Here is a 21,573-nt window from a genome sequence, read left to right as displayed (position 1 = left end):
CTTCTGTTAAGGAGGATAGCCTATCAAAGCCTCAACTAGGCAACGTCGGATTATTGAGCTGCTGCTTGAGCAGAAGCATGAAATAACCGCAGCAGATATCGCTTCTATCGTCGGTGCAAGTACGAGAACGATCCATCGCGAGCTTAGCGATATGGAGCCTCTTCTTGCGGCTAACGGTATTTTACTTCATAAAATTGCGGGACTTGGCATTCGGGTCGAAGCTAGCGACGATGCGCTCGAGCGTTTCAAGCAATCGTTTGACCGGTCAGACTCGCTGGAATATTCGGCCGAGGAACGTAAAATCCTTATCTTTTGCAGTCTGCTGGAGCACGATGAGCCTGTAAAGCTGTTCTCGCTCGCCCATGAGCTGCGCGTGACGATGCCGACCATCAGCCATGATCTCGATGAGCTGGAAGAGTCCATCGTCAAGCAAGGCTTAACGCTCGTAAGGCGCAGAGGCTACGGCGTTGAAATTGTCGGGCCCGAGGAAGCGAAGCGCCATGCGGTCAGCTTGCTTGCGATAAACCATCTTGACGATACCGATCTATTCGGGCAGTTCGCAGACCTGGCGGTTTCGAATCCAATTACCGCGCAATTGCTGGATATGATCGGCAAAGATAACTTCAAGAAGCTCGAGCAGGCGTTATGGGAGCTGAGCGATGATTGGTCGAATACGCTATCCGAATCGGATTACACAAGGTTGCTGATCAAGCTGTCCGTTGCGTTAACGCGAATTGGGCATGGCTGCGTAATTCCAGCGGACCGCACCAGTAAGAGCGAGGTTATCCCTTTGCTGCAAGGCCTGTTGGATATTCTTAATATACGGCTTCCGATACAGGAACAAGCTTACTTTTCCCATTTGCTTGATCAAGAAGCTTTCCCGGAAAGCAGCCTGTTGATCCACCATGACGACATGCCGACGATCGAGGGAGTGAAGCTGCTCATCCTCCGCGTAGAGGCGCAGCTGCAAATGTCGCTAACCCATGACCGTTCCTTGGAGGAAGGCCTCATTCAGCATATAAAGCCGGCTTTTCAGAGAATCAAAGACGGCATTGCTATCCGCAATCCGATGCTCGCACCCATCAAAAAGGATTACAGCGCGCTGTTTTCCATCGTGCGGAGCGCCGTGCAAGAGATTTATCAGAAGATTAAAGTGCCAGACGAGGAGATCGGCTATATCGTCATGCATTTTGGCGCTTCCTTGGAGAGATTGAAGCCTTTTCCCAGAAAAGTAAGAGCTGTCCTCGTCTGCACGAGCGGCATCGGCTCCTCCAAGCTTCTAGCTGTAAAAATCGCCAAGGAGCTTCCGCAAATCGAACTCATCGGCCATTATTCATGGTTCGAGGCGAGAAGGCTCCCGCCCAGCCGCTATGATCTCATTATTTCAACGGTTGATTTGCCGCTGGAGCCGGATCGTTACATCAAGCTAAGCCCGATGCTAACGACCGAAGAAACCAACAAGCTTCGCTCATATATTGAAGGAACCACATTAAAGAAGATCAGCTCTGCCGCTGCCGCCGAGACCGATGCGTCTGGTCATTCGCCTATGGATCGTTTGCTTCTGCTGCAGCTATATTCCGGTATCGTGCTGCGGCTGCTCGACGGCTTCCGCGTGCATGACCTGACACTGGAGCAAGGCCAAGCGCACTTGGAGCAGCAGCTTCCGGCTATGCTTTCCTTAATCGGCGAGACGTCTATCGACACGCATTTAACGAAAATCAGCGAGCAGCTGATCGCTAGGGAACGACAAGGAAGCTTAGTCATTCCCGATACCGAGCTCGCTTTGCTTCATACGCGAAGCGAATGGATCGAAGCGCCTTTGCTTGCTTTGTATAGATTCGATACACCGTTGCAGCTGAGCGAGGACGGAGCCGTTCAGGCTTCGCAGGCGCTCATGATGCTCGGCCCGCTGAAGCTCGACACGTACAGCTTGGAGCTGCTAAGCGAGATAAGCGCCATGCTGCTGCTCCCCGAGCTGTTGACCGTACTGGAGCATGGCAATGCGGCAAGCATTAAGCTATTTATCTCCAAAAAGCTGGAGCATTATATAAAAACAAAATTGGATTGGAGAGAATCATAATGACTATTCTATCTACAGACAAAGTAAAGCTGAACGTAAGCCTCAAAGACAAATACGAGGCGATCCGCCTCGTCGGGCAAATGCTCGTTGACGCAGGTCATGCGCCGGCGGATTATATCGATAAAATGATTGAACGCGAGGAGTCTCTGTCCACTTATATCGGCGGAGGCCTGGCCATGCCTCACGGCACGAATGAATCGAAGGCACTCATTAAATCAACGGGCATGGCTGTTATTATCGTGCCGTCAGGCGTGGATTTCGGCGGCGAGGAGCCGGCACAATTAGTTATCGGGCTGGCCGCGGTCGGCGACGATCACCTGGATATTTTGACAAGCGTAGCCATGCTCGTATCCGAGGAAGATGACATGCAGCGTATTTTGAACGCTTCTTCGGAAGAAGAGCTGATCGCTATTTTTGAATCGGGGATGGAATCATGAAGGCCGTTCACTTTGGAGCAGGCAATATCGGAAGAGGCTTTATCGGAGCGCTTCTGCATGATGCCGGCTACGAGATTTGTTTTGTCGATGTGAACGACAAGCTCGTATCGGAGCTGAAGGAAAAAGGGCAATATTCGGTGAAGCTCGCCAATGAGCAAGCAGATACCTATTTGATCGATCACATTACCGCCATTGACGGCAAAGATACCGCATTGGTTGCGGAGACGATTGCGGATGCCGATATCGTTACGACGGCGGTTGGCGTATCGATTCTCAAGCATATCGCGGCCGCTATCGCTAAAGGGATCACGCTGCGCGCGGCGAGCGGAAAAGCCGTTCTTCCCATTATTGCCTGCGAGAACGCGCTGGGCGGCAGCACGATTTTGAAGCAATTCGTTTATGGGCATCTATCGGCGGAAGAGCAGGCGCAGGCTGATCAACAGATCGCTTTCCCCGACGCTGCCGTAGACCGTATCGTACCGCTGCAGCAGCATGAGGACTCGCTTCAGGTGACGGTTGAGCCCTTTTACGAGTGGACGGTGGAACGCTCTCCCCTGCTGGACCCGTTGACCGAGATCGAAGGCGTGCATTACGTCGATCAGCTCGAGCCTTATATTGAGCGGAAGCTTTTCACGGTGAATACGGGCCACTGCGTTGCGGCGTATCACGGTTATTTGAGGGGCTATACGACGATACAGGAAGCGATGAAGGACCCAGCGATTGTTACCGAAGTAAAAGGCGCGCTGCTCGAATCGGGGTCCGCGCTTGTTCAAGCCTATCATTTCGACGAAAAAGAGCATGCCCAGTATGTCGAGCAAATTTTGGAACGCTTTATTAACCCTTATTTGGTAGACGAGATTGCAAGAATCGGCCGTTCGCCGATCCGCAAGCTTTCTCCGAACGACCGCTTGGTAAGACCGGCCTTATTAGCTTATGGATACGGAATACCCGTTACTCATTTGACCGCTGCAATGGCAGCTGCCTTATATTTTGATTATAAAGACGATCCCGAATCCGTTGAGCTGCAAGCCTCCTTGCGAGAGAATGGCCTGCATGCCACACTTGCCAAATATACTGGTTTAGATGAACAGCATCCGCTTCATTTGCAAGCCGCAAAGCAGTACAGCGAGCTGGAGCAAACGCTCAGACAAGCAGAGAAAGGAATGAGTTTATGATGTCGCTAAAAGGCATAGCAGCTTCGCCGGGCATCGCCATCGCTCGCGCTTTTTTCATAGCAGCTGAACGCTTCGTTCCAGCTCGGCAGACCATCTCGGACAGCTCGGTAGAAGTCGAGCGGTTTCGCCAAGCCGTAACAATCGCGCGGGACGAGATCGAGGCGATTCGCGCCTCGGCGGAGGAACGCTTCGGGGCCGAAAAAGCCGAGATTTTCGAAGGGCATCTCATGATCCTGGAGGACCCGGATTTTATTGAAGCGATCGAGCAAAAAGTGGCTGATGACGCCATAAACGCCGAATTCGCGCTGTATGAGGTGGCTGCATCCTTTATCGAGCTGCTGCAGTCGATGTCGGATGAATTGCTGCGCGGGCGCGCAATCGATATCGAGGATGTCTCCGGCAGGATTATGAGCCACTTGCGCGGCGTTCCGCATATGGACCTAGCAGGCATGTCCGAGGAATGTATTATAGTCGCCCGGGATTTGACGCCGTCGGATACGGCTCAGCTCAATTTGGAGTACGTGCGCGGTTTCATTACCGAGGTTGGCAGCCGCACTTCTCATTCCGCCATTATGGCGCGGTCGCTGGAGGTTCCCGCGATCGTCGGGATCGGCCAAACGATTCACGATATACCCAAGCATGCTTATGTCATCATCGATGCGAATCAAGGTATCGTTATTGTCGATCCATCTGCAGATGAGTTGGCTGTCTATCGGGCCAAGAAGCAGACGGATGACCTTCGTAGAAAGGAATTAAGCTTGTTGAAAGACCAGCCTACGGTATCGAAGGATGGCAAGCAGGTCGAGCTGGCAGCCAATATCGGCAAGCTTGAGGATATTCAGCGGGCAATCGATAATGGTGCGGAGGGAATCGGCCTTTTCCGCACCGAGTTCTTATATATGGGACGCAGCTCCCTCCCTACCGAGGAGGAGCAGTTTACCAGCTACAAATATGCGCTTGAGAAAATGAACCCTAAGCCCGTCGTGATCAGAACGCTCGATATCGGCGGCGACAAGGAGCTTCCTTACATGGAGCTGCCGAAGGAGAGCAATCCGTTCCTTGGACAACGCGCTCTCCGGCTGTGCCTGGATAGACAGGACCTGTTCCGCACGCAGCTGCGGGCCCTGCTTCGCGCAAGCCGTTACGGAAACTTAAAAATCATGTTTCCGATGATCGCCGTGCTGGAAGAGCTGCTCGAGGCTAAGCGCCTGCTCGAAGAAGAGAAGCAGAAGCTCATAGCCGAAGGCGTCCTGCTTGCGGAGAACATTGAAATCGGAATGATGGTCGAAATTCCCGCAGCAGCAGTGGCGGCAGACCTATTCGCGCCCGAGGTCGATTTCTTCAGCATCGGCACGAACGACTTGATCCAGTATACAATGGCGGCAGACCGCATGAATGAAAACGTATCTTACCTGTACCAGCCATGGCATCCCTCCTTGCTGCGTCTTATCCGTTTCGTTATTCAAGCGGCGGAGAAGGAAGGCAACTGGGTCGGCATGTGCGGCGAGATGGCAGGCGATGAGACAGCCATCCCTTTGCTTCTGGGACTAGGCCTGCATGAATTCAGCATGAGCGCAGGCTCGATCCTGCAAGCGAGAGAGCTGATCGGCGAGCTGGACCAAGCAGAATGGGCGGGACTCGCTAATCAGGCGCTGACCATGCGCAGCACCTCGGAAATTACACAATTCGTAGAACGCACAAGAAACGGAGTGATTCATAATGGTAAGTAAAACTTTTACGATTCTAAACCCTACAGGCTTCCATGTACGTCCATCCAAAACCTTCGTACAAGCGGCCAGCACATTCCCTTGCAAGGTGAATGTTATTAATAAAGGCAAAAAGGTAAACGGAAAAAGCTCGCTGAGCATGCTCACGCTTGGCATCGCAGCAAACGAAGAAGTCACCCTGGAGATTGACGGCGAGCAGGAAGAACAGGCTCTCGAAACGCTCGGCAAACTGCTCACGGAAATCCACGAATAATGAACGTTTAAACCAAAAGGCTGTCCCATAAGGCAAAATGCCTGCGGGACAGCCTTTTGGCTCCTATGCTTCTGATAATATCAGCATATATCAGTATCAACATCAACGTTAGCATTAGGTCTGACACTAACGCCGGCATCGAAACCAACACCTACATCTACATCAACTTAAAATCAAACATCTACTTTAAAAACAATATCTACTTCAAAACCAACATTTACTTCATCATCAACTCTAACTTCGATTCCGATAGCAACACAAACATCAACATCAATTCTAATCCAAACTCCTACTCCTACTCCAACACCAGCACCAGCACCAGCACCATTAACAACACTAACACCAATTCTAACTCCAGCAAATCCAACTCCAACTCCGACTCCGACTAACTAATTCTACTGCACTTTCTACAACAGAAACCTGACATCACACCCAACCAAATGAGCTACATTGCAGAAAGTACAACAGAATTCCCCCAACTCGCTACAAAGTACCTCCGTGACTTACTTTCTGTTGCAGAAACTACATCGTAGCGAAAGAGTTGGCGCTGAAACTCGAAATACATTGCATAAACTGCAGCGTAGGTGCAGGAGATAGCTCTTGATTTTGAGAAGAAGTTACCTTAGGCCAATGCCATCGCAGGAACAGCGAATGCGATTGCGATTTCGACTACAATAGCAGTAGCAATAGCACCTGGATCAGCACCAGCAGCACCAACTCTGACTACAATTCAACACCAACACCAACACCAACACCAACACCAACACCAACACCAACACCAACACCAACACCAAACTAAGTCTAACCCTAACTCACACCCCGACCAACTAATTCTACTGCATTTTCTACAACAGAAACCTCACATCACACCCAACCAAATGAGCTACATTGCAGAAAGTACAACAGAATTCCCTCAACACACCACAATGCAGCTCTGTGACTTACTTTCTGTTGCAGAAACTACATCGTAGCGAAAGAGTTGGCGCTGAAACTCGAAATACATTGCACAAACTGCAGCGTAGGTGCGGGAGACAGTTCTTAATTTTGAGAAGAAGTTACCTTAGGCCAATGCCATCGCAGGAACAGCGAATGCGATTTGCGATTTCGACTACAATAGCAGTAGCAATAGCACCTGGATCAGCACCAGCAGCACCAACTCTGACTTCAATTCAACACCAACACCAACACCAACACCAACACCAACACCAACACCAACACCAACACCAACACCAACACCAACACCAACACCAACACCAACACCAAACTAAGTCTAACCCTAACTCACACTCCGACCAACTAATTCTACTGCACTTTCTACAACAGAAACCTGACATAGCACCCAACCAAATGAGCTATATTGCAGAAAGTGCAACAGAATTCTACAAACACGCCACAAAGTAGCTCTTTGACATACTTTCTGTTGCAGAAACTACATCGTAGCGAAAGAGTCGGCGATAAAACTCGGATTATATTGCACAAACTGCAGCGTAGGTGCAGGAGATTGCTTTTGATTTTGAGAAGAAGTTACCTTTTAAGACAACATGGGCAGCAACATTAGCGAGTGCGAGTGCGAGTGCGACTGCGACTGCGACTGCGACTGTGACAGCGACTGTTACTGTTACTGTTACTGTTACTGTTACTTCGACTTCAACTGCGACTGCAGTAGTACGAGCAACAACGTAGGACCAGCAACAGCAACAGCAGCGCCAACTCTAACCTAGCGGTTGAGCGCGGCTCCCAACCTTAGAGTGTGAGGTGATCAGCGGGTAGCTCTAAACAGCCGCAGCATTCAAATCACGCAAAAAAAGAACAGCGAATACATTCGCTGTTCTTCTCAATAAACTCCAGCTTTTAGACAGACGCCGCTGCCGGCTGCTCCACTAAGCTGTCGTTTTTCATTTTGCGATGAGATAACGTAAAGTAAGCGTAAGATAACACCGCAAACAGGAACGCAATCCCTCCCAGAGTCGCAATATATCTGCCCATGGAGCTGTAATCGCCGCTCGACACGATATCTCTAAACCCTGCCACCGCATAAGTCATTGGCAGGAACGGCGATATTTTTTGCAGCCAGCCGGGTACGAGCTCGATTGGGAACGTGCCTGCTGAGCTCGTAAGTTGGAAGATCAACAGAATAACTGCAATAAAGCGGCCTGGATTGCCCATGGATGCAACCAAGAATTGAATGATCATCATGAACGTAATGCTAGTTAAGATCGAGTAAAATAAGAACAGACCTACGCTCTGCACCTCAAGCTTGAGCACGAACAGCAGTGCCGCGTCAGCAATGAGCGCCTGTATAATTCCGATAAGCGATAACGTAAGCGCCTTGCTCCAGAACCAGCTCCAACCGCTAACCGGAAGAACCGCCGGCTCGCGTACGGAATATACGATGGTCAGCAGCATTGCTCCGACAAATAATCCAAGCGACAGAAAGTAAGGAGCAAGCCCCGTACCATAATTGTCGACCTCCGTCATTTTCTCCACATCAAGCTTTACGGGATCCGAAAACATATCTACCATCGCATCGGTTAACTTCAAATCCGCTGTCTGGTCTGAGGCCTCGCCCAGCTTGCCGGACAGCTCTTGCGTGCCGTCCTCCAGCTTCAGCAAACCGGAAGCGACCTGCTGCGCGCCATCCTCCAGCTTAACCGTGCCATCCACGAATGGCGTGACGTTAGCGGACAACTGCGAAAGTCCTGCCGCCAGCGTGGATGCTCCGCCATTAAGCTGCTTTGCTCCGGCTGCAAGCTTGGATGCTCCGCCGCTCGCTTCCGTCAGCTTAGCGCCAAACTGCGACATCCCGCTTGCGAACTCCTCAGCTCCCGCCGCCACCTGCTCTCCGCCTACTCCCAGCTGCTTGCCGGCTGTCGCTGCTTCCTGCGCTTTCTTATCAAAAGCTCCAAGACCGTCCGAGACCTTCACGAGGCCATCGTTCAGCTTGCCCGCTCCGTCACTCAGCTGCGTCTGGCCAGCCGAGGACTTCTCCAAGCCCGCTGCCAGCTCCCGGCTAGCTTGCAGCAACGACGCAAAGCTCTCGCTCTCCGCCAGCTCCGGATTCGCCTGACCCAGCTGCGCCAGCCCATTCGCGAGCTGCGCCGCACCTTCCTTCAGCTGCTCTTCGCCCGCAGCCGACTCCTTAAGACCGCCCGCCAGCTGCCCTGCCGCCTGCTGCGCGTCCAAAGCACCCTCCGCCAGCTGTCCGCTTGCTCCGGCCAACTGCTGCAAGCCGTCGCTCAGTTTCACCGCTCCGGCCCCAAGCGAACCCGCGCCGTCGCCAAGCGATGCTGCTCCCGCGCCTAACTGCTGCTGCGCGGCCTGAAGCTGCGCCAAGCCGCTTGCCAAGCTCGACGTGCCTGCGCTTAGCTCGGCACTTCCCTTGCCTAACGCCGCGCCGCCGTCATTCAGCTTGGCGACACCCTCCTGCAGCGTCATCGATCCGCTGACGAGCTTTGCAAGATTTTGCTCGATGAGCACCGCTCCATCCTTCGCTTTCGTCGTGCCGTCGGCGATTTCGCCGGCACCGTCGCTTGCTTGGCCGATTCCGTCCACGAGCTCTTCCATCTGCTCGAAGACCGTTCGCGTATAAGCAGCCGTCACCTCTTGACCCAGCTCAACCTTCATCGTGTCAACGGCTTTGCTGCCGATCTGCGAGGCTAAAAAGTTGTAGCTTTCGTTAGATAAATACGTCAGCTGTGCAGGCGTCGGGTTATCCGATGTCAGCGACGTTGTTTTCTCCGAGAAATCGGAAGGGATTTCAATCGCCATGTAATAGCTGTGATCCTCGATACCGGCCTCCGCCTCTACCTTGCTCACGAAATGCCATTCGAACTTTTCGTTTTCCTTTAACTGTTCCTCGAAATCATCGCCAATATGCATCATTTCATCGTTATACTCATAACCCTTATCCGCATTCACGATCGCTACCGGCATTTTATCCAAATGTCCGTAAGGATCCCAGAAGGCTCCTAAAAACATCGAAGAATACATAAGCGGAATCATCAGCACACCGATCACTGAAATTAGCAGCATCTTATTGCGGGCAATCCCGGAAAGCTCCTCACCGAACTGCTTTAATCCTCTAAACTTCAACGCGTCCACTCTCCTTGTTACTAATTGACCATTTTTGTCATTCGGTCATTTTATCTTGTAAAAAAAGGCATCCAGGCTATTCCGGAGCCAATCCTACTTGCATATAAAATCGCAGTTGTTCCGCTACCTGCTGCTTATCCAGCGGTTCATGCGTTTTTTTCCATTCCACGGTTAATGCCATATACAGCCTCAACATAACGAATGCCGTCATTTCCGGATTGCAGGGCTTAATCTCACCTTTATCCATAGCCAATTGCACCTGATGCTGAATATAGCCGATAACTGCTTTTTCGATTTGCTGCATGCCTTCTATTGCCATTGGCGTGCCGATCTCCCGCACCTCATGCGACAGCTTAAGTGCCAGCTCATGCTCCTCGCGGAATTCGAGCAGCTGCTCCAGCGCAGCGTTCAAATTGTCGAAAAATCGGCGGTTCGGATCCACAACCTTCTCCGCAACCTGCTTCATTTCCAGAATGAGCCTCTTCATAATTTCATGAAACAATTCTTCTTTATTCGTAAAGAACGTATAAATCGTTCCTTTGCCAACGTTCGCTATCTTCGCAACCTGATCCATCGTTGTCGCTTTGTATCCAAACAGGGCAAACGACTTCGCCGCCGCATCCACAATCTGCTGTCTCCGATCCACTGCCATCCCGGCACCCCCGAACCCGTAACTTTCTTAAAACTGACCAAAAAACCAAAATGGTCATTTCGACTTAAGCCATCATAGCACGCTCCCTATTTGTTTGCAATACCTAATCGAATGATGTGTATGAGCGCGCCATAGATCACAATGATATTGCCTGCTGCGATTCGACTAAAGATGACTTTACCTCTTAAAAAGAGCTATAATACAGATACAGCTGTAACTATCATCTGCACAGCAGAATAAAAGGAGTGTTCCCCATGTCATTGAAAGAAATCACAACCGTTGAAGAATGGAACAACGTTTATGATGCTTCTGCCACTCGTCCGCTTGTCGTATTCAAGCACAGCACGACATGCCCGGTTAGCGCGAACGCTTATACAGAGTTCAATCAATATCTTGAAGGCAAACCAAGAGAAGACGTTGATTACGTGCTCGTGAAGGTTATTGAGTCGCGTCCGGTCTCTAATCAAATCGCCGAAGACACATCCGTGAAGCATGAGTCTCCGCAGATTATGTTCATCGACAAAAAAGAAAAAGTATGGTCCGCCACCCACTGGTCCATTACAAAAGCACATATCACTGCCGTTCTCGACTAAGCATTTCGTCCTAAACAGTACCAAGCTGAGGCTGTTCTAAAGGTTTTTTTAGCCTTTCGGAGCGGCCTTTTCTTATTTTATATAGGAGGAATCCATATGGCTGAGATTAAGTTGATCACAACGGACGCAGACATTACTTTGACCTTTTCCTTAATGAAGCAATTACGTCCCCATCTAGCAGAAGATGATTACTTAACCCTAATAAGAAGACTTCAGCATAATCACGGTTATCGGTTAGCAGCTATTATCGAAAATGGCCAAGCCAAGTCCGCTGCGGGATATCGCATTACCGAATCCTTGGCATGGGGCAAATATTTATATGTGGATGACCTTATCACCGATGCGGACAGCCGCGCTAATGGTTACGCGAAGCTGTTAATGGATTGGCTGGAAGCCGAAGCGGCCAAAAATGATTGCCTGCAATTGCACTTGGATTCCGGCGTTCAACGGCATGATGCGCATCGATTCTACCTGAACAAGAAAATGAACATCGCCGGTTACCATTTCCAAAAAAACATTTAACAATCAGCCTGACGCATACATAGTAACTTTGTAACGAACAAAAGGCTGCCCTCGGCAGCCTTTTTGAGTGCCAGCTGCAGCTAATCACAGGCTTCAATTTCACAATCGCGGCGAAAATATAAGCAGTCCATGTTTAAACGAGCTGCTCCTCGGTTAATGACTAGGAGCAGCTTGTTTATTTAGCCATCCTTCTGCAACATCCGATTACGGGTGCGTCTATGCAGCTATCGACAATATGAAGAGGAGGAATACGGTATGACACCCATCCAAATCAAACAAAATAAGAGCTTGAAACGAAAAAGAAAGCTTGCAGCGGCACTTACGGCATCCATGCTGCTTTCAACTGCGCCAGCGGCAGGCTTGCTCCCCGGAGCAGACTTCGCAGCTGCGGCAGAAGGCTCCGCCGCAGCTGCATCTATGTTAAATGTCGTCTCTCAGCCTTTCTTAATTGACGGTATGCGCACAGAGGTGCCCACAGCAATCGTAGATGGCGAGACTTACATCAGCCTTCGTGTGCTTAATGAAAAGCTGGGCCTTGCAACAAGCTGGGATGTCAAATCAAGATCAGCCGTCGTTACCGGACGCAACCGCGTATTCATAGCGTCTCCGGTAAATGGCAGCTATGAGCTGAACGGACAGCGCGTTTATGGCAGCCAAGCGATTTTGAATAACGGCTCGACGTTTCTGCCGCTTCGTTTTCTGCTGGAGCGAATGGGCTATGTTATTTCTTATGACGCCGACACGCGCACGGTAGACATTCAGACCATCAAAGAAAACACCCTGAACTTTGCTACAAAAACGATCAGCGAAGTCACAGAGAAACAATCGCTGCTTATTCATTATCCCGTCATCTCCGGCTATGAGAACGCCGATACCCAGAGCAAGGTCAATGCCTTCTTGAAACGGGAAGCCGAGTCCTTCACCGTCTCCGGTCAGCAGTCCCTTACCAAAACGATGCAGGAAAATGAAAAATTGCAATCGGATAATCCGGATATCGATTATCCGCCGGTAGCCTATGAAGGGAATTACACCATCACCTATAACGAACAGGATATGCTAAGCCTCTATGTCGATTATTATATTGACCTCGGCGGCGCCCACGGCACAACCGTGCGCATTCCCTATACATTCGATTTAAAGAATGGCGATACGGTATCCCTGAAGGAAGCCGCCGGCAGCCATTCCGATTACGTCGCTATCATTAATCAATCGATAAACGCGCAAATAAAAGCGAGAAAATTAAATCTGTTGAATCCGTTCGAAGGCATCAAGCCGGATCGCCCTTTCTACCTCAGACATGGCGCGATCGTCATTACCTTCGAGCAATATGAGTACACCGCTTATGCGCAGGGTATGCCGGAGTTCATGATACCTTTCAGGTCATTTGAATAGGCGAACGCATCCATCAATAGCAGCCCAAAGCCCAGCAAGCAATTGCCTGCTGGGCTTTTCCTGCTTGCAGCGTCACCTATTCCTCCGGTTCCAGCTCGCATTCTGCCAGCGTGAGCATTCGGGTGCGGTGCTTCCATTTGTGTCCGATGAATATGGCGAGAAACAGCGGAATGCCGACATACGACGCAATAATATACGCCCAATCGATTCGTCCGTCATGCAGCGCCCCAATGAATTGGCCACCGATCACCACAATGCAAAGAATCATGGCAAGGATCGGGCCAAAAGGAAACCATTTGGCGAGATAAGCCAGATCCTCCAACTTCCGTCCTTGGTAGATATACGCCTTGCGAAAGCGGTAGTGGCTAATCGCAATGCCAAGCCAGACGATAAAGCCGGACATCCCGGATGCATTCAGCAGCCACACATACACAACCCCGTCGCCGAAGAAAGAAGCCAGAAAAGCAAGCATGCCTAGCGCTCCTGTCGCGAGCAACGAGGTAACCGGCACTCCGCGTTCATTCAGGCGTGCGAGAAAGCGCGGTGCCTTGCCCTCTTTCGCGAGCACCCACAGCATGCGCGTGGAAGCATACATGCCTGAATTGCCCGCGGACAAAACAGATGTCAAAATGACCGCATTCATAATCGATGCCGCAACCGCAAGCCCCGCCTTTTCGAAAATAATCGTAAACGGGCTCGTCGAAATACCCCCGCTCGCCAGCTGTTCGTTCGAATACGGAATCAGCATGCCGATCAGCAGGATCGCCAAGATGTAGAATAAGAGGATGCGCCAAAATATCGAACGGATCGCACGGGGAATATTTTCGCGCGGATTCTCGCTTTCCCCAGCCGTCACTCCGATCAGCTCCGTTCCTTGAAACGAGAAGCCCGCCGCCATAAATACGCCTAACGTAGCTAGAAAGCCTGCGGGAAACGGATTATCCGTCAGGTTGCCTATCCCCACGGCCTGTCCGTTCCAAATGCCGATCACCATCAATAAACCTATTGCAATAAAGACAATCACCGTGATGATTTTGATCATCGCGAACCAATATTCCGACTCCCCGTAACCTTTAACCGATAGCAGGTTAAGGCTCAGCATGAGAATTAAAAACAAAGCGCTCCACAAAATGGAGGGGCTGTTCGGAAACCAAAATTTCATAATAAGCGTAGCAGCCGACAGCTCCGCGGCGATCGTAATCGCCCAGTTGTACCAATAGTTCCACCCCAGCGCAAAGCCAAGCGAGGGGTCGACAAACCGGGTCGCGTAAGTGCTGAATGTCCCCGATACCGGCATATAGGTGGCCATTTCACCCAAGCTCGTCATGAGAAAATAAACCATGACTCCAATCAGCGCATAAGCAAGCAGCGCGCCTCCCGGCCCTGCGGAATGAATAGCACCGCCGCTTGCGAGGAAGAGCCCCGTACCGATCGAGCCTCCCAGCGATATCATCGTCATATGCCGAGCCTTTAGCCCCCTGCGCAGCGAGCTCGAGCCTTCTTGTTGTTTACTCAGAGCGTAACACCCCTTTCTTCGCCATTAATCGAATCACAAGCACATTTATCCTTTCCTCAGTTTGCTGAAATTTCCGTATTTTATCCATTTGATCCAAACGAATTCCTACAAACGAACTAACATAAATGCCCAATTCTAATATATAATGAGTGAGTATGAAATCGATGCGATTACGAAAGGAATGGTAAGATGTTTGGAAAATTAGCTGCAGACGCGCTCGGGTTAAGCGACATTGGCGCGATTATTAAGCCGGAAGATTTCAGCAAGGCCGATTCTGACGATTATGTCATGCATGAGGATAACGAGAAGATCTATTTTCTGATCAAATCGAAAACCGATGAATATTGCTTTACGAATCTCGCTCTCATCCATTTGGACGGCACAAGCGCACTAAGCAAGAAGCGCACGCTTAAACGTTATTCCTACAGCGCCAATCAGATCTCGCAAGTTGCGCTTGAAACCGCGGGCACCGTCGATCTTGACGTTGAGATCAAGTTCACGATCGGTTCCGTACCGTTCTCTATCGACGTAAACAAGAAGCATATCGAAGAGCTTAAGGACCTGTACAAAGCACTTATCAAAATTTCCGAAATTACGCGCGAGAATGAAATCTCGCTTGAATATGCAAGACGCAGTCTTGATCTCGCCTCCACTACGCTGCAGCAAATCCACAAGGGCGATTTCAATGTTGTCGAGCAATTCGACGGCTTGAACAAATCCGCCTTCAACTGGCTGGTCAACACGCATAAGCAGTACCGCGTGAAGGATTTTGGCGCGATTTTCGAGCGTTATATCAACAATTAATTTCGTTCGTGAATGACTACGGAATGGAAGCAGACCAGCTGTAATAAGCTGGTCTGCTTTTTTATTTGGGGATGACAGCGTTTTTATGTTATATAACCTTACATAAACATTGCGCAAACCTTACTACGGCGTATATATTTAAATCAAAGAGTGACGTTTATATCCCATGCAAAGAGGTGAACCGACTTGCCAGGAGAACTCATATTAACCGTTGACGATGAAGTCAGGATCGGCGAGCTGGTCGGCATGTATTTGTCCAAGGACGGCTTCCGCCATTTGAATGCAACAAGCGGAAAGCAAGCAATCGAGCTAATCGAAAATGAGCAGCCCGCGCTCATCGTGCTCGATGTTTTACTCCCCGATATGGAAGGCTATGAGCTTTGCGCCAGGCTGCGCCAAACGACGGATGTCCCCATCGTATTTCTGACCTGCAAGGACACGGAAATCGACAAGGTTGTCGGGCTGAGCGTAGGAGCGGATGATTACGTCAGCAAGCCCTTTAGCCCCGTCGAGCTCGTTGCCCGAATCAAAGCACAGCTGCGCCGCAACCGAATCGTCTATAAACGGCAAGCCGAGGTCATGCCCTCAACGGTCATATCGTCCACGCATGTTCAACTGCGCATCGACGCGCACGAGGTCTACGTTGAAGGGAAACGAATCGAGCTTTCCGCGAAGGAGTTCCAGCTTCTCGCTTACCTCATGCAAAACGCGCGCCAAGTGCTTACGGCCGAGCGCTTATTGACTCATATTTGGGGTTACGAAAGCAACCTCGATACCAAAACCCTTCAAGTGCATATCGGGCATTTGCGCAAAAAAATCGAGATAAATCCCTCTTCGCCATCGCGCATCAAAACCATTCGCGGCATTGGATACAAGTACGATGAACCCATTAAAGAACATTAGAGCACTTCTACGGCCGCGCACCTTCGCATTCCAGATGCTTGCGGCTATGCTGTCCGTCTCCCTAATCCCGCTTTTGCTATTATCCGTATTCGCCGGACAGACGGTAACCTCGCAGCTCAATCACTTCAATGAGCTGAATACCGCTTTAATCGAAAAAAATTACATAAGCATGTATGAAGCCAACATAGAAGAGCAGGTTCGCGCCATCGATACCGAGCTTCGGCTGGTCGAGGACGCTGTCCTGCTCTCCAAAGCGCTCGCCGAATCTATATTTTCAGCGGATAGCCGCAAAGAAGTACAGCCCATTGCCTTTAGGTACGACTCAGAGAAGAAAAGATTTACCGAGGAGCACTCCGATGGTTTGGGGGTCATTTCCATTCGAACCGATAACCCGCTCCAGTATCCGTCACCGGAGCAGGCCTACGACCTGGCGCTGAGCAAGGCTTTGTTTCCGCTGTTCCAATCGGAATCCTCGCGGAAGCAAAATATCGTATCGATGTATTATATCCATCCGAAATCCGGTTCCTTTTATTATCCGGAATATACGGGACAAGGTTCCGATACGCAGCCAACGCCCATCAACGAGCTGACCTCGTACAACTTCTATTCCGACGCCCTGAACGTCAGACCAAAAAAGAATCAGGTCGCCTGGACGAAGCCTTACCTTGATATCACGCCGAGAGGCTGGATGTTTACCGCGACAACGCCTGTTTATGACGAACACCGCGTACTCAGAGGAGTAGTCGCCGCCGATGTGACGATCGAGCGCTTCGTAAACAACGTGCTCAATACGAGATTTGGCGACGAGGACGGCATCGCGCTGCTGCTCGGTACCGACCATGAGCTCATTGCCACCCAGCAGCATGGCGCAAATGAAATTGAACGGCTGGATTTAGCCGCCCTCTTCAGCGAGGATACGTTAAACAGCTTCCGAAGCATGCAGCTCGGCGGGCAGCAAAAGGTCGTATTCAGCCGTGCGATTCCGTCTACGAACTGGATCCTCGGCTATATCATTCCGGAAAACAAGCTCCTCGAGCCGATTCATACCGCTACGGAGCAGCTCTCTTCACAAATGGGCAACCAGCTCGCCTTTCAGCTGTCCCTGCTCGCTTTAGTCGCTGTCGCTCTCTGCATCCTTCTTTCTTTCTATTTGCGTTCCAAAGTTACAAGACCCGTCAATCTGCTGGCAGGCGCATTCGCCGAAATGGGCGGGGGCCAGTTCAAAGCCGCTCTCAACGACACACGGACGCTGGAATTCAATCAGCTGCTGCGTTCCTTCAACCGCATGTCGCAAAACATTCGCGAGCTTATGGAGCAGCAGACCGAGCTCAACCAACAGCTCGAGCATAAGGTCGAGCTGCGCACGGAAGAGCTGCGCGACATGAATAATGAACTGGAAGCGCGCGTGGAGGAGCTCCTGCGATTAGAGCATTGGCGCAAGGAGCTGCTCATGAATATCTCGCATGATTTGAAAACGCCGATTACCTTAATTCGCGGTTATATAGAGGCGATAAATGACGGGACGATTAGCGGCGAGGATACGGGTATCTTTTTGCGCAGAATTTACGAGGATATTCAAACCATCAATCAGTTCGTTCGCAACCTCAACGAGTTGAGCTTATTGGAAACCCGGCAGCTGGATGCCAAATATACCGTTTTTGCAGCGGATGGCTTCTTCCAAGGCATGGTCAAGAAATGGGAGGCTTACATGAAGCTGGAACGGCGCCCCTTCCATACGAAGCAGTTAGCAGACGGCGGACAGTTACGGGGCGATCCCCATCTCATCAGCCGAATAATCGATAATCTAATCGATAATGCCATGAAATATTCCGGGGCCGGCAGCCCCATCACCTTTACATTGGAGCTCACAAACCACGATGCGGTCTACCGCATCATGGATACCGGCTCTGGCATACCGGAGGAGGCGCTGCCTTATGTATTCAACTCCTTCTATCGAGTGGATAAATCAAGAAACAGCGGCATACCCGGGAGCGGACTCGGCTTATCGATCGCCAAGGAAATTGCCGACATGCATGGCGGCCAGCTTACGGTTATGTCGAATGACCAGAGCGGCCGCGGCTGTATTTTTTCGCTAACATTGCCGTTATTGGATGCTTTACATTAATGTTTATCTTAATTAATATTAGCCGCGGCAGTCTGATCCAAGATTTAAGGATTGAAGATTAGTTTCGGTCGATAACCGAACCGCTGAAATGAAGCTCGGTCACTGTCGGGCTGTTGAAATCGGTAATCGGTGTCGGAGCTCCGCCGCCTTCTCCCAGCATAACAAGAAAACCATTCGCAACGCCGGCTGCACCGGTTAAATAGTAATTGTGCGTTCTGCCTGAAATGGCTGAATCCGTGCACGAAAAAGAGGTTGTAGCCGTGCTGGTCATCGTTGAGCCAGCAGGTGCATCAACTGAAATTTGAGTTAGGTTCCGGGTATCCACGACTGTACAAAGACGCGTTCCGGTAAATGGGGCGTCACGCCAAATGCTAAATTGCATTTGCTGCGAAACAACGGTGATTTCAGGGCCGCCTTCGGGGATTGTAAGGCCAAAATTCCAAACGATTGTCGCTTTTAGCTCGGCGCGGTCATTCGAATCGATCCGGCTCAAGGTGATGAACGATGAGCTTATCGAAATCTCCGGACCGAACGCAGCGGGCGGGGTTGGGAGCGTAAACGTGGCAATAGGCGGGCCGCCAGGCACCATGGGGTTAGGAATCTCTAAAAAATCGTACCATTTGAGCAACCGTCTCGGTATCGGCCTGCGTCTAACTCTCCTTTTCTTTGTTTTTTTATTGATGATAAAAACGTTAGATTGGAAAGAGTTAATGATCTTAGCCTCTTTTTTACAACTTTCTGTCTTTCGACGCGGCTTTACACAAACCAATAAAAGCACCTCCAAATCGATTTGTGTATACTATGTCGAGTTTCTATTAAAGGGATGTACAACAGTCTATGACTACTAAAAATAGTTTCTTTTTAATAGTTTCTAAATTGCTGTTCAGGAAAGAAATAAATTAAAATTTCATCTAATTATAAATTTTGGAAACTATCACCTTTATAGACGCGTCTATGCATATACTACGGTTGGCATTCATGGAGACCGTCTATAAGTACTATTTCTATTCGACCTTCAGGATAACAAGGAACGCCCACACAGCATTCAGGCGGATGCCGGCAGCTCGACAATCCTAGACGACTGGGCTTCCGATCAATGAGTTAACACGGTTATTGCGAAAAACAGTCCGTTCCTCTGCCACGGCGGCAAATAAACGGACTGTTTTTTTCAGCTATGCGCTTTACTCTGTCTTATTCAAATCCAGCGTCGGCGTCTCGTTAAAGAAGTTGAACGGTTTAATCATGGCTGTTACCCATTCCGTAGGCATGATCGGGAATTCCTCGGCCCTCATGACATGCGTCGTTCCCGTCGTCAGCCACACGACCGTATCCTTGTTCTCGATGCTGCGGTTTTGCTGCGTCCAGAGTCCAAGCCCGGTATCTTTGTTGTGCGTGGTATACTTGCCTTCGGAATATTGCTCTTCTTTCTTATACGGCGTCACCCAAATATGATTATTGATAAATTCCGCACGCTTCAGGACATAATCCGTTTTCGTGAACAGCGGCTCTTCCATAAAAGGATGAGTGCCGCCCGCGTAAGGCATAACCTGGTAGCCCGTTGCGTAACCCAGCTTATTTTCCTTGCTCGTGTTCGTCACGAGAACGATTTTATCCGGATCAAACTTCTGAATCGCGTCTTGCTCCAGCTTATACGTCTTCTCCACCGTAATCATCTCGCTGCGGGCAAATTCCGGATTTTTCACCGATATCGCTTTCGGCAGAATCTCACCGACAGAGTTGGACTCGCCGTCCACGTCCAAATCCAGCCTATAGCTGAAAATATGCTGATGCGTCGGCGCGACAATGTTTGCATCCACCAGCTTACCGTTGCGGGTATCGCTCACCGCTGTCTTGTCATCCATCGTCTTCGAGCTGACGGCTTTGACCTGGGCAAGACCCGTGGCTCCCGCCATAAGCTTGATTGAACCGTTTTGCAGGAAAACCCAATCCAGCACGTAATCATAGTTGCCGATTGTAGCGATTGCGCGCAGCACCAGCTCGCGGCGCTCTCTCGCATCGCCGTTATGCGACCATTCCGGATCCGCATAACGCTCGAACAAGGCGAATGAATTTTTGATGACCCGCGCCTTGCCTTCCGTGTTGTTGATGGCCGCATCGAATAAAGTCGCGTTCTTCGGCACATCGGACCCGATATTAAGCGGCCGGGTCGATAAACCGACGCCGTACTCGCCGGCATCCATAAATATTTTGTACAGCCAAGCCGCGTCCGGGTCGCCGTAAGGAACCATCATGCCGCCAAGACCGCCTTCATACATGATCTTCCGTTTGTTTCCGTTCTCCGTGTAGGAAACGGTCGATACCATCGGCCCTACGCGGGGATCAAGGCGGAAGTGGAACTTCCAGTTTTGCCAATCGACCGTCGTACCTTTGACCGAGAAGCTTGCGCCCTTCGGCTGGCTGATGATAAGCGGCTTAATCTCGTCCGTCCGCTTCGTCTTCACTACCTTCGTGTAATCATTCGGATCGGTTGGAACAGGAGGATTGCCGGACTCGTAAATTTTAATGACTTTTTTGGCATTGAGATCTACGAGGAAGGCCAGACCGTCCATGGGATGAGCGAAGTTGTTAACCGCACCTTCGATCTTCGGACGCGGAACCGACATGGCTAGCCGCGAGCCTGGCGGCGTCAGCTCTGGGCCGTAATCCCCCAGCGGTCCATCCGCAAAGGACACTTTGCTGAGATCCGTAATGCCATGCCTTGCGAGAGCGGCAACCGCATCCTTATCTTTTTCGACGATCGCTTCCGATTGGCCCCATTCCGTATAGAAAGGCCAGCCCTCCTTCACTTCTTTCCAGTACACCACTTTATCCGTATCCAGATTCACCGTTCCTTCGTATGGCTTGCTTCCTTTAATGAGCGTGAAAGTCGCTTCCCTGGCCAGCTTAGCTCCGCCCGCATCATCCCAAGCCCATACCTTCTGTTTATCCGGTTCCTCCAGCTTAATTTCAGAGAAGTACATATCCTTGCTGCCATATTGCGATTTTCGGATAATAGCGGCCGTTTCTTCGATCTCTTGCGGGCTTAACGGGTTAAGCGGATGATAAACGATCTTGTCGATCTCTGCCGCGCTCAATCTACCTAGTCCAAGCGCACCCGGAAAAATATTAATAGAAGCGATAACGACGGATGCTGCGATAACGGATACGATCAGCTTTTTCTTTCTCATAGTTTCCCTCCAATTATAATTTCTCTCTAAGCCTTTTTCTTTGCCAAACGCCTCGCCTTTTCACCTTGCCACCGCATCCCCCTTTCCCATTGGTTGATGTTACCTACTCTAACA

The 21,573-nt window shown here is 50.4% G+C and carries 16 protein-coding genes; 11 read left to right on the top strand and 5 right to left on the bottom strand.

Features of this window, described 5'->3' with window-relative positions; translation table 11 throughout:
* The first annotated feature begins 22 nt into the window (after window positions 1-22).
* The 5 genes from MRBLPE1_RS24110 to MRBLPE1_RS24090 are packed head-to-tail and all read left to right on the top strand — an operon-like array spanning window position 23 to window position 5,672.
* Window positions 23-2,080: a BglG family transcription antiterminator gene (locus MRBLPE1_RS24110; RefSeq protein WP_364151475.1), complete on the top strand. Its 2,058-nt coding sequence runs from the start codon at window positions 23-25 to the stop codon at window positions 2,078-2,080.
* The gene (locus MRBLPE1_RS24105; RefSeq protein ID WP_364150205.1) at window positions 2,080-2,517 is read left to right on the top strand and encodes a PTS sugar transporter subunit IIA; all 438 of its coding nucleotides are present in this window, start codon (window positions 2,080-2,082) and stop codon (window positions 2,515-2,517) included. The genes MRBLPE1_RS24110 and MRBLPE1_RS24105 overlap by 1 nt, the downstream gene beginning before the upstream one ends.
* Window positions 2,514-3,692 carry a mannitol-1-phosphate 5-dehydrogenase gene (locus MRBLPE1_RS24100; protein ID WP_364150202.1) on the top strand — a complete coding sequence of 393 codons (1,179 nt, stop codon included), beginning with the start codon at window positions 2,514-2,516 and terminating at the stop codon, window positions 3,690-3,692. The genes MRBLPE1_RS24105 and MRBLPE1_RS24100 overlap by 4 nt, the downstream gene beginning before the upstream one ends.
* Window positions 3,689-5,422 carry a phosphoenolpyruvate--protein phosphotransferase gene (gene ptsP / locus MRBLPE1_RS24095; RefSeq protein WP_364150199.1) on the top strand — a complete coding sequence of 578 codons (1,734 nt, stop codon included), beginning with the start codon at window positions 3,689-3,691 and terminating at the stop codon, window positions 5,420-5,422. Before MRBLPE1_RS24100 ends, ptsP begins: the two co-directional genes overlap by 4 nt.
* Window positions 5,412-5,672, top strand: a complete 261-nt coding sequence (locus MRBLPE1_RS24090; RefSeq protein ID WP_364150195.1) for an HPr family phosphocarrier protein — start codon at window positions 5,412-5,414, stop codon at window positions 5,670-5,672. Before ptsP ends, MRBLPE1_RS24090 begins: the two co-directional genes overlap by 11 nt.
* A gap of 1,851 nt (window positions 5,673-7,523) precedes the next feature.
* On the opposite strand, the gene MRBLPE1_RS24085 is transcribed toward MRBLPE1_RS24090, so the two are convergent.
* Both MRBLPE1_RS24085 and MRBLPE1_RS24080 read right to left on the bottom strand, forming a co-directional pair.
* Window positions 7,524-9,764 (bottom strand): YhgE/Pip domain-containing protein, encoded by a 2,241-nt coding sequence (locus MRBLPE1_RS24085; RefSeq protein WP_364150192.1) that lies wholly within the window; start codon window positions 9,762-9,764, stop codon window positions 7,524-7,526.
* A gap of 76 nt (window positions 9,765-9,840) precedes the next feature.
* Window positions 9,841-10,416, bottom strand: coding sequence for a TetR/AcrR family transcriptional regulator (locus MRBLPE1_RS24080; protein ID WP_364150189.1), 576 nt, complete (start codon window positions 10,414-10,416; stop codon window positions 9,841-9,843).
* Window positions 10,417-10,670: 254 nt separating this feature from the next.
* Between MRBLPE1_RS24080 and ytxJ the strand changes: the two genes are divergently transcribed.
* The 3 genes from ytxJ (at window position 10,671) to MRBLPE1_RS24065 (ending at window position 12,923) form a co-directional block, all read left to right on the top strand.
* Window positions 10,671-11,009, top strand: a complete 339-nt coding sequence (ytxJ, locus tag MRBLPE1_RS24075) for a bacillithiol system redox-active protein YtxJ (RefSeq protein ID WP_364150187.1) — start codon at window positions 10,671-10,673, stop codon at window positions 11,007-11,009.
* 96 nt (window positions 11,010-11,105) lie between these two features.
* The gene (locus tag MRBLPE1_RS24070; protein ID WP_364150184.1) at window positions 11,106-11,531 is read left to right on the top strand and encodes a GNAT family N-acetyltransferase; all 426 of its coding nucleotides are present in this window, start codon (window positions 11,106-11,108) and stop codon (window positions 11,529-11,531) included.
* 255 nt (window positions 11,532-11,786) lie between these two features.
* Window positions 11,787-12,923: a stalk domain-containing protein gene (locus tag MRBLPE1_RS24065; protein ID WP_364150182.1), complete on the top strand. Its 1,137-nt coding sequence runs from the start codon at window positions 11,787-11,789 to the stop codon at window positions 12,921-12,923.
* Between the two features lie 76 nt (window positions 12,924-12,999).
* Here the strand turns inward: MRBLPE1_RS24065 and MRBLPE1_RS24060 are convergent, their stop codons facing one another.
* Window positions 13,000-14,382: an amino acid permease gene (locus MRBLPE1_RS24060; RefSeq protein ID WP_364150179.1), complete on the bottom strand. Its 1,383-nt coding sequence runs from the start codon at window positions 14,380-14,382 to the stop codon at window positions 13,000-13,002.
* 246 nt (window positions 14,383-14,628) lie between these two features.
* Between MRBLPE1_RS24060 and MRBLPE1_RS24055 the strand changes: the two genes are divergently transcribed.
* The 3 genes from MRBLPE1_RS24055 (at window position 14,629) to MRBLPE1_RS24045 (ending at window position 18,271) form a co-directional block, all read left to right on the top strand.
* Window positions 14,629-15,243: a PH domain-containing protein gene (locus tag MRBLPE1_RS24055; protein ID WP_308996084.1), complete on the top strand. Its 615-nt coding sequence runs from the start codon at window positions 14,629-14,631 to the stop codon at window positions 15,241-15,243.
* A gap of 186 nt (window positions 15,244-15,429) precedes the next feature.
* Complete coding sequence (locus MRBLPE1_RS24050) at window positions 15,430-16,146, top strand: response regulator transcription factor (RefSeq protein WP_364150176.1); 717 nt, start codon at window positions 15,430-15,432, stop codon at window positions 16,144-16,146.
* Complete coding sequence (locus tag MRBLPE1_RS24045; protein WP_364150174.1) at window positions 16,124-18,271, top strand: sensor histidine kinase; 2,148 nt, start codon at window positions 16,124-16,126, stop codon at window positions 18,269-18,271. The genes MRBLPE1_RS24050 and MRBLPE1_RS24045 overlap by 23 nt, the downstream gene beginning before the upstream one ends.
* A 58-nt stretch (window positions 18,272-18,329) precedes the next feature.
* On the opposite strand, the gene MRBLPE1_RS24040 is transcribed toward MRBLPE1_RS24045, so the two are convergent.
* Window positions 18,330-18,860, bottom strand: coding sequence for a hypothetical protein (locus MRBLPE1_RS24040; RefSeq protein WP_364150171.1), 531 nt, complete (start codon window positions 18,858-18,860; stop codon window positions 18,330-18,332).
* Between the two features lie 592 nt (window positions 18,861-19,452).
* Window positions 19,453-21,459, bottom strand: coding sequence for a primary-amine oxidase (gene tynA, locus MRBLPE1_RS24035; RefSeq protein ID WP_364150168.1), 2,007 nt, complete (start codon window positions 21,457-21,459; stop codon window positions 19,453-19,455).
* Window positions 21,460-21,573 lie beyond the last annotated feature (114 nt).

The organism is Paenibacillus sp. LPE1-1-1.1, from assembly GCF_040676435.1.
In the GTDB taxonomy this organism is placed as follows: domain Bacteria; phylum Bacillota; class Bacilli; order Paenibacillales; family Paenibacillaceae; genus Pristimantibacillus.
Note: the sequence above shows the minus strand (reverse complement) of the source record. Positions and strands in the feature narration are given on the sequence as shown.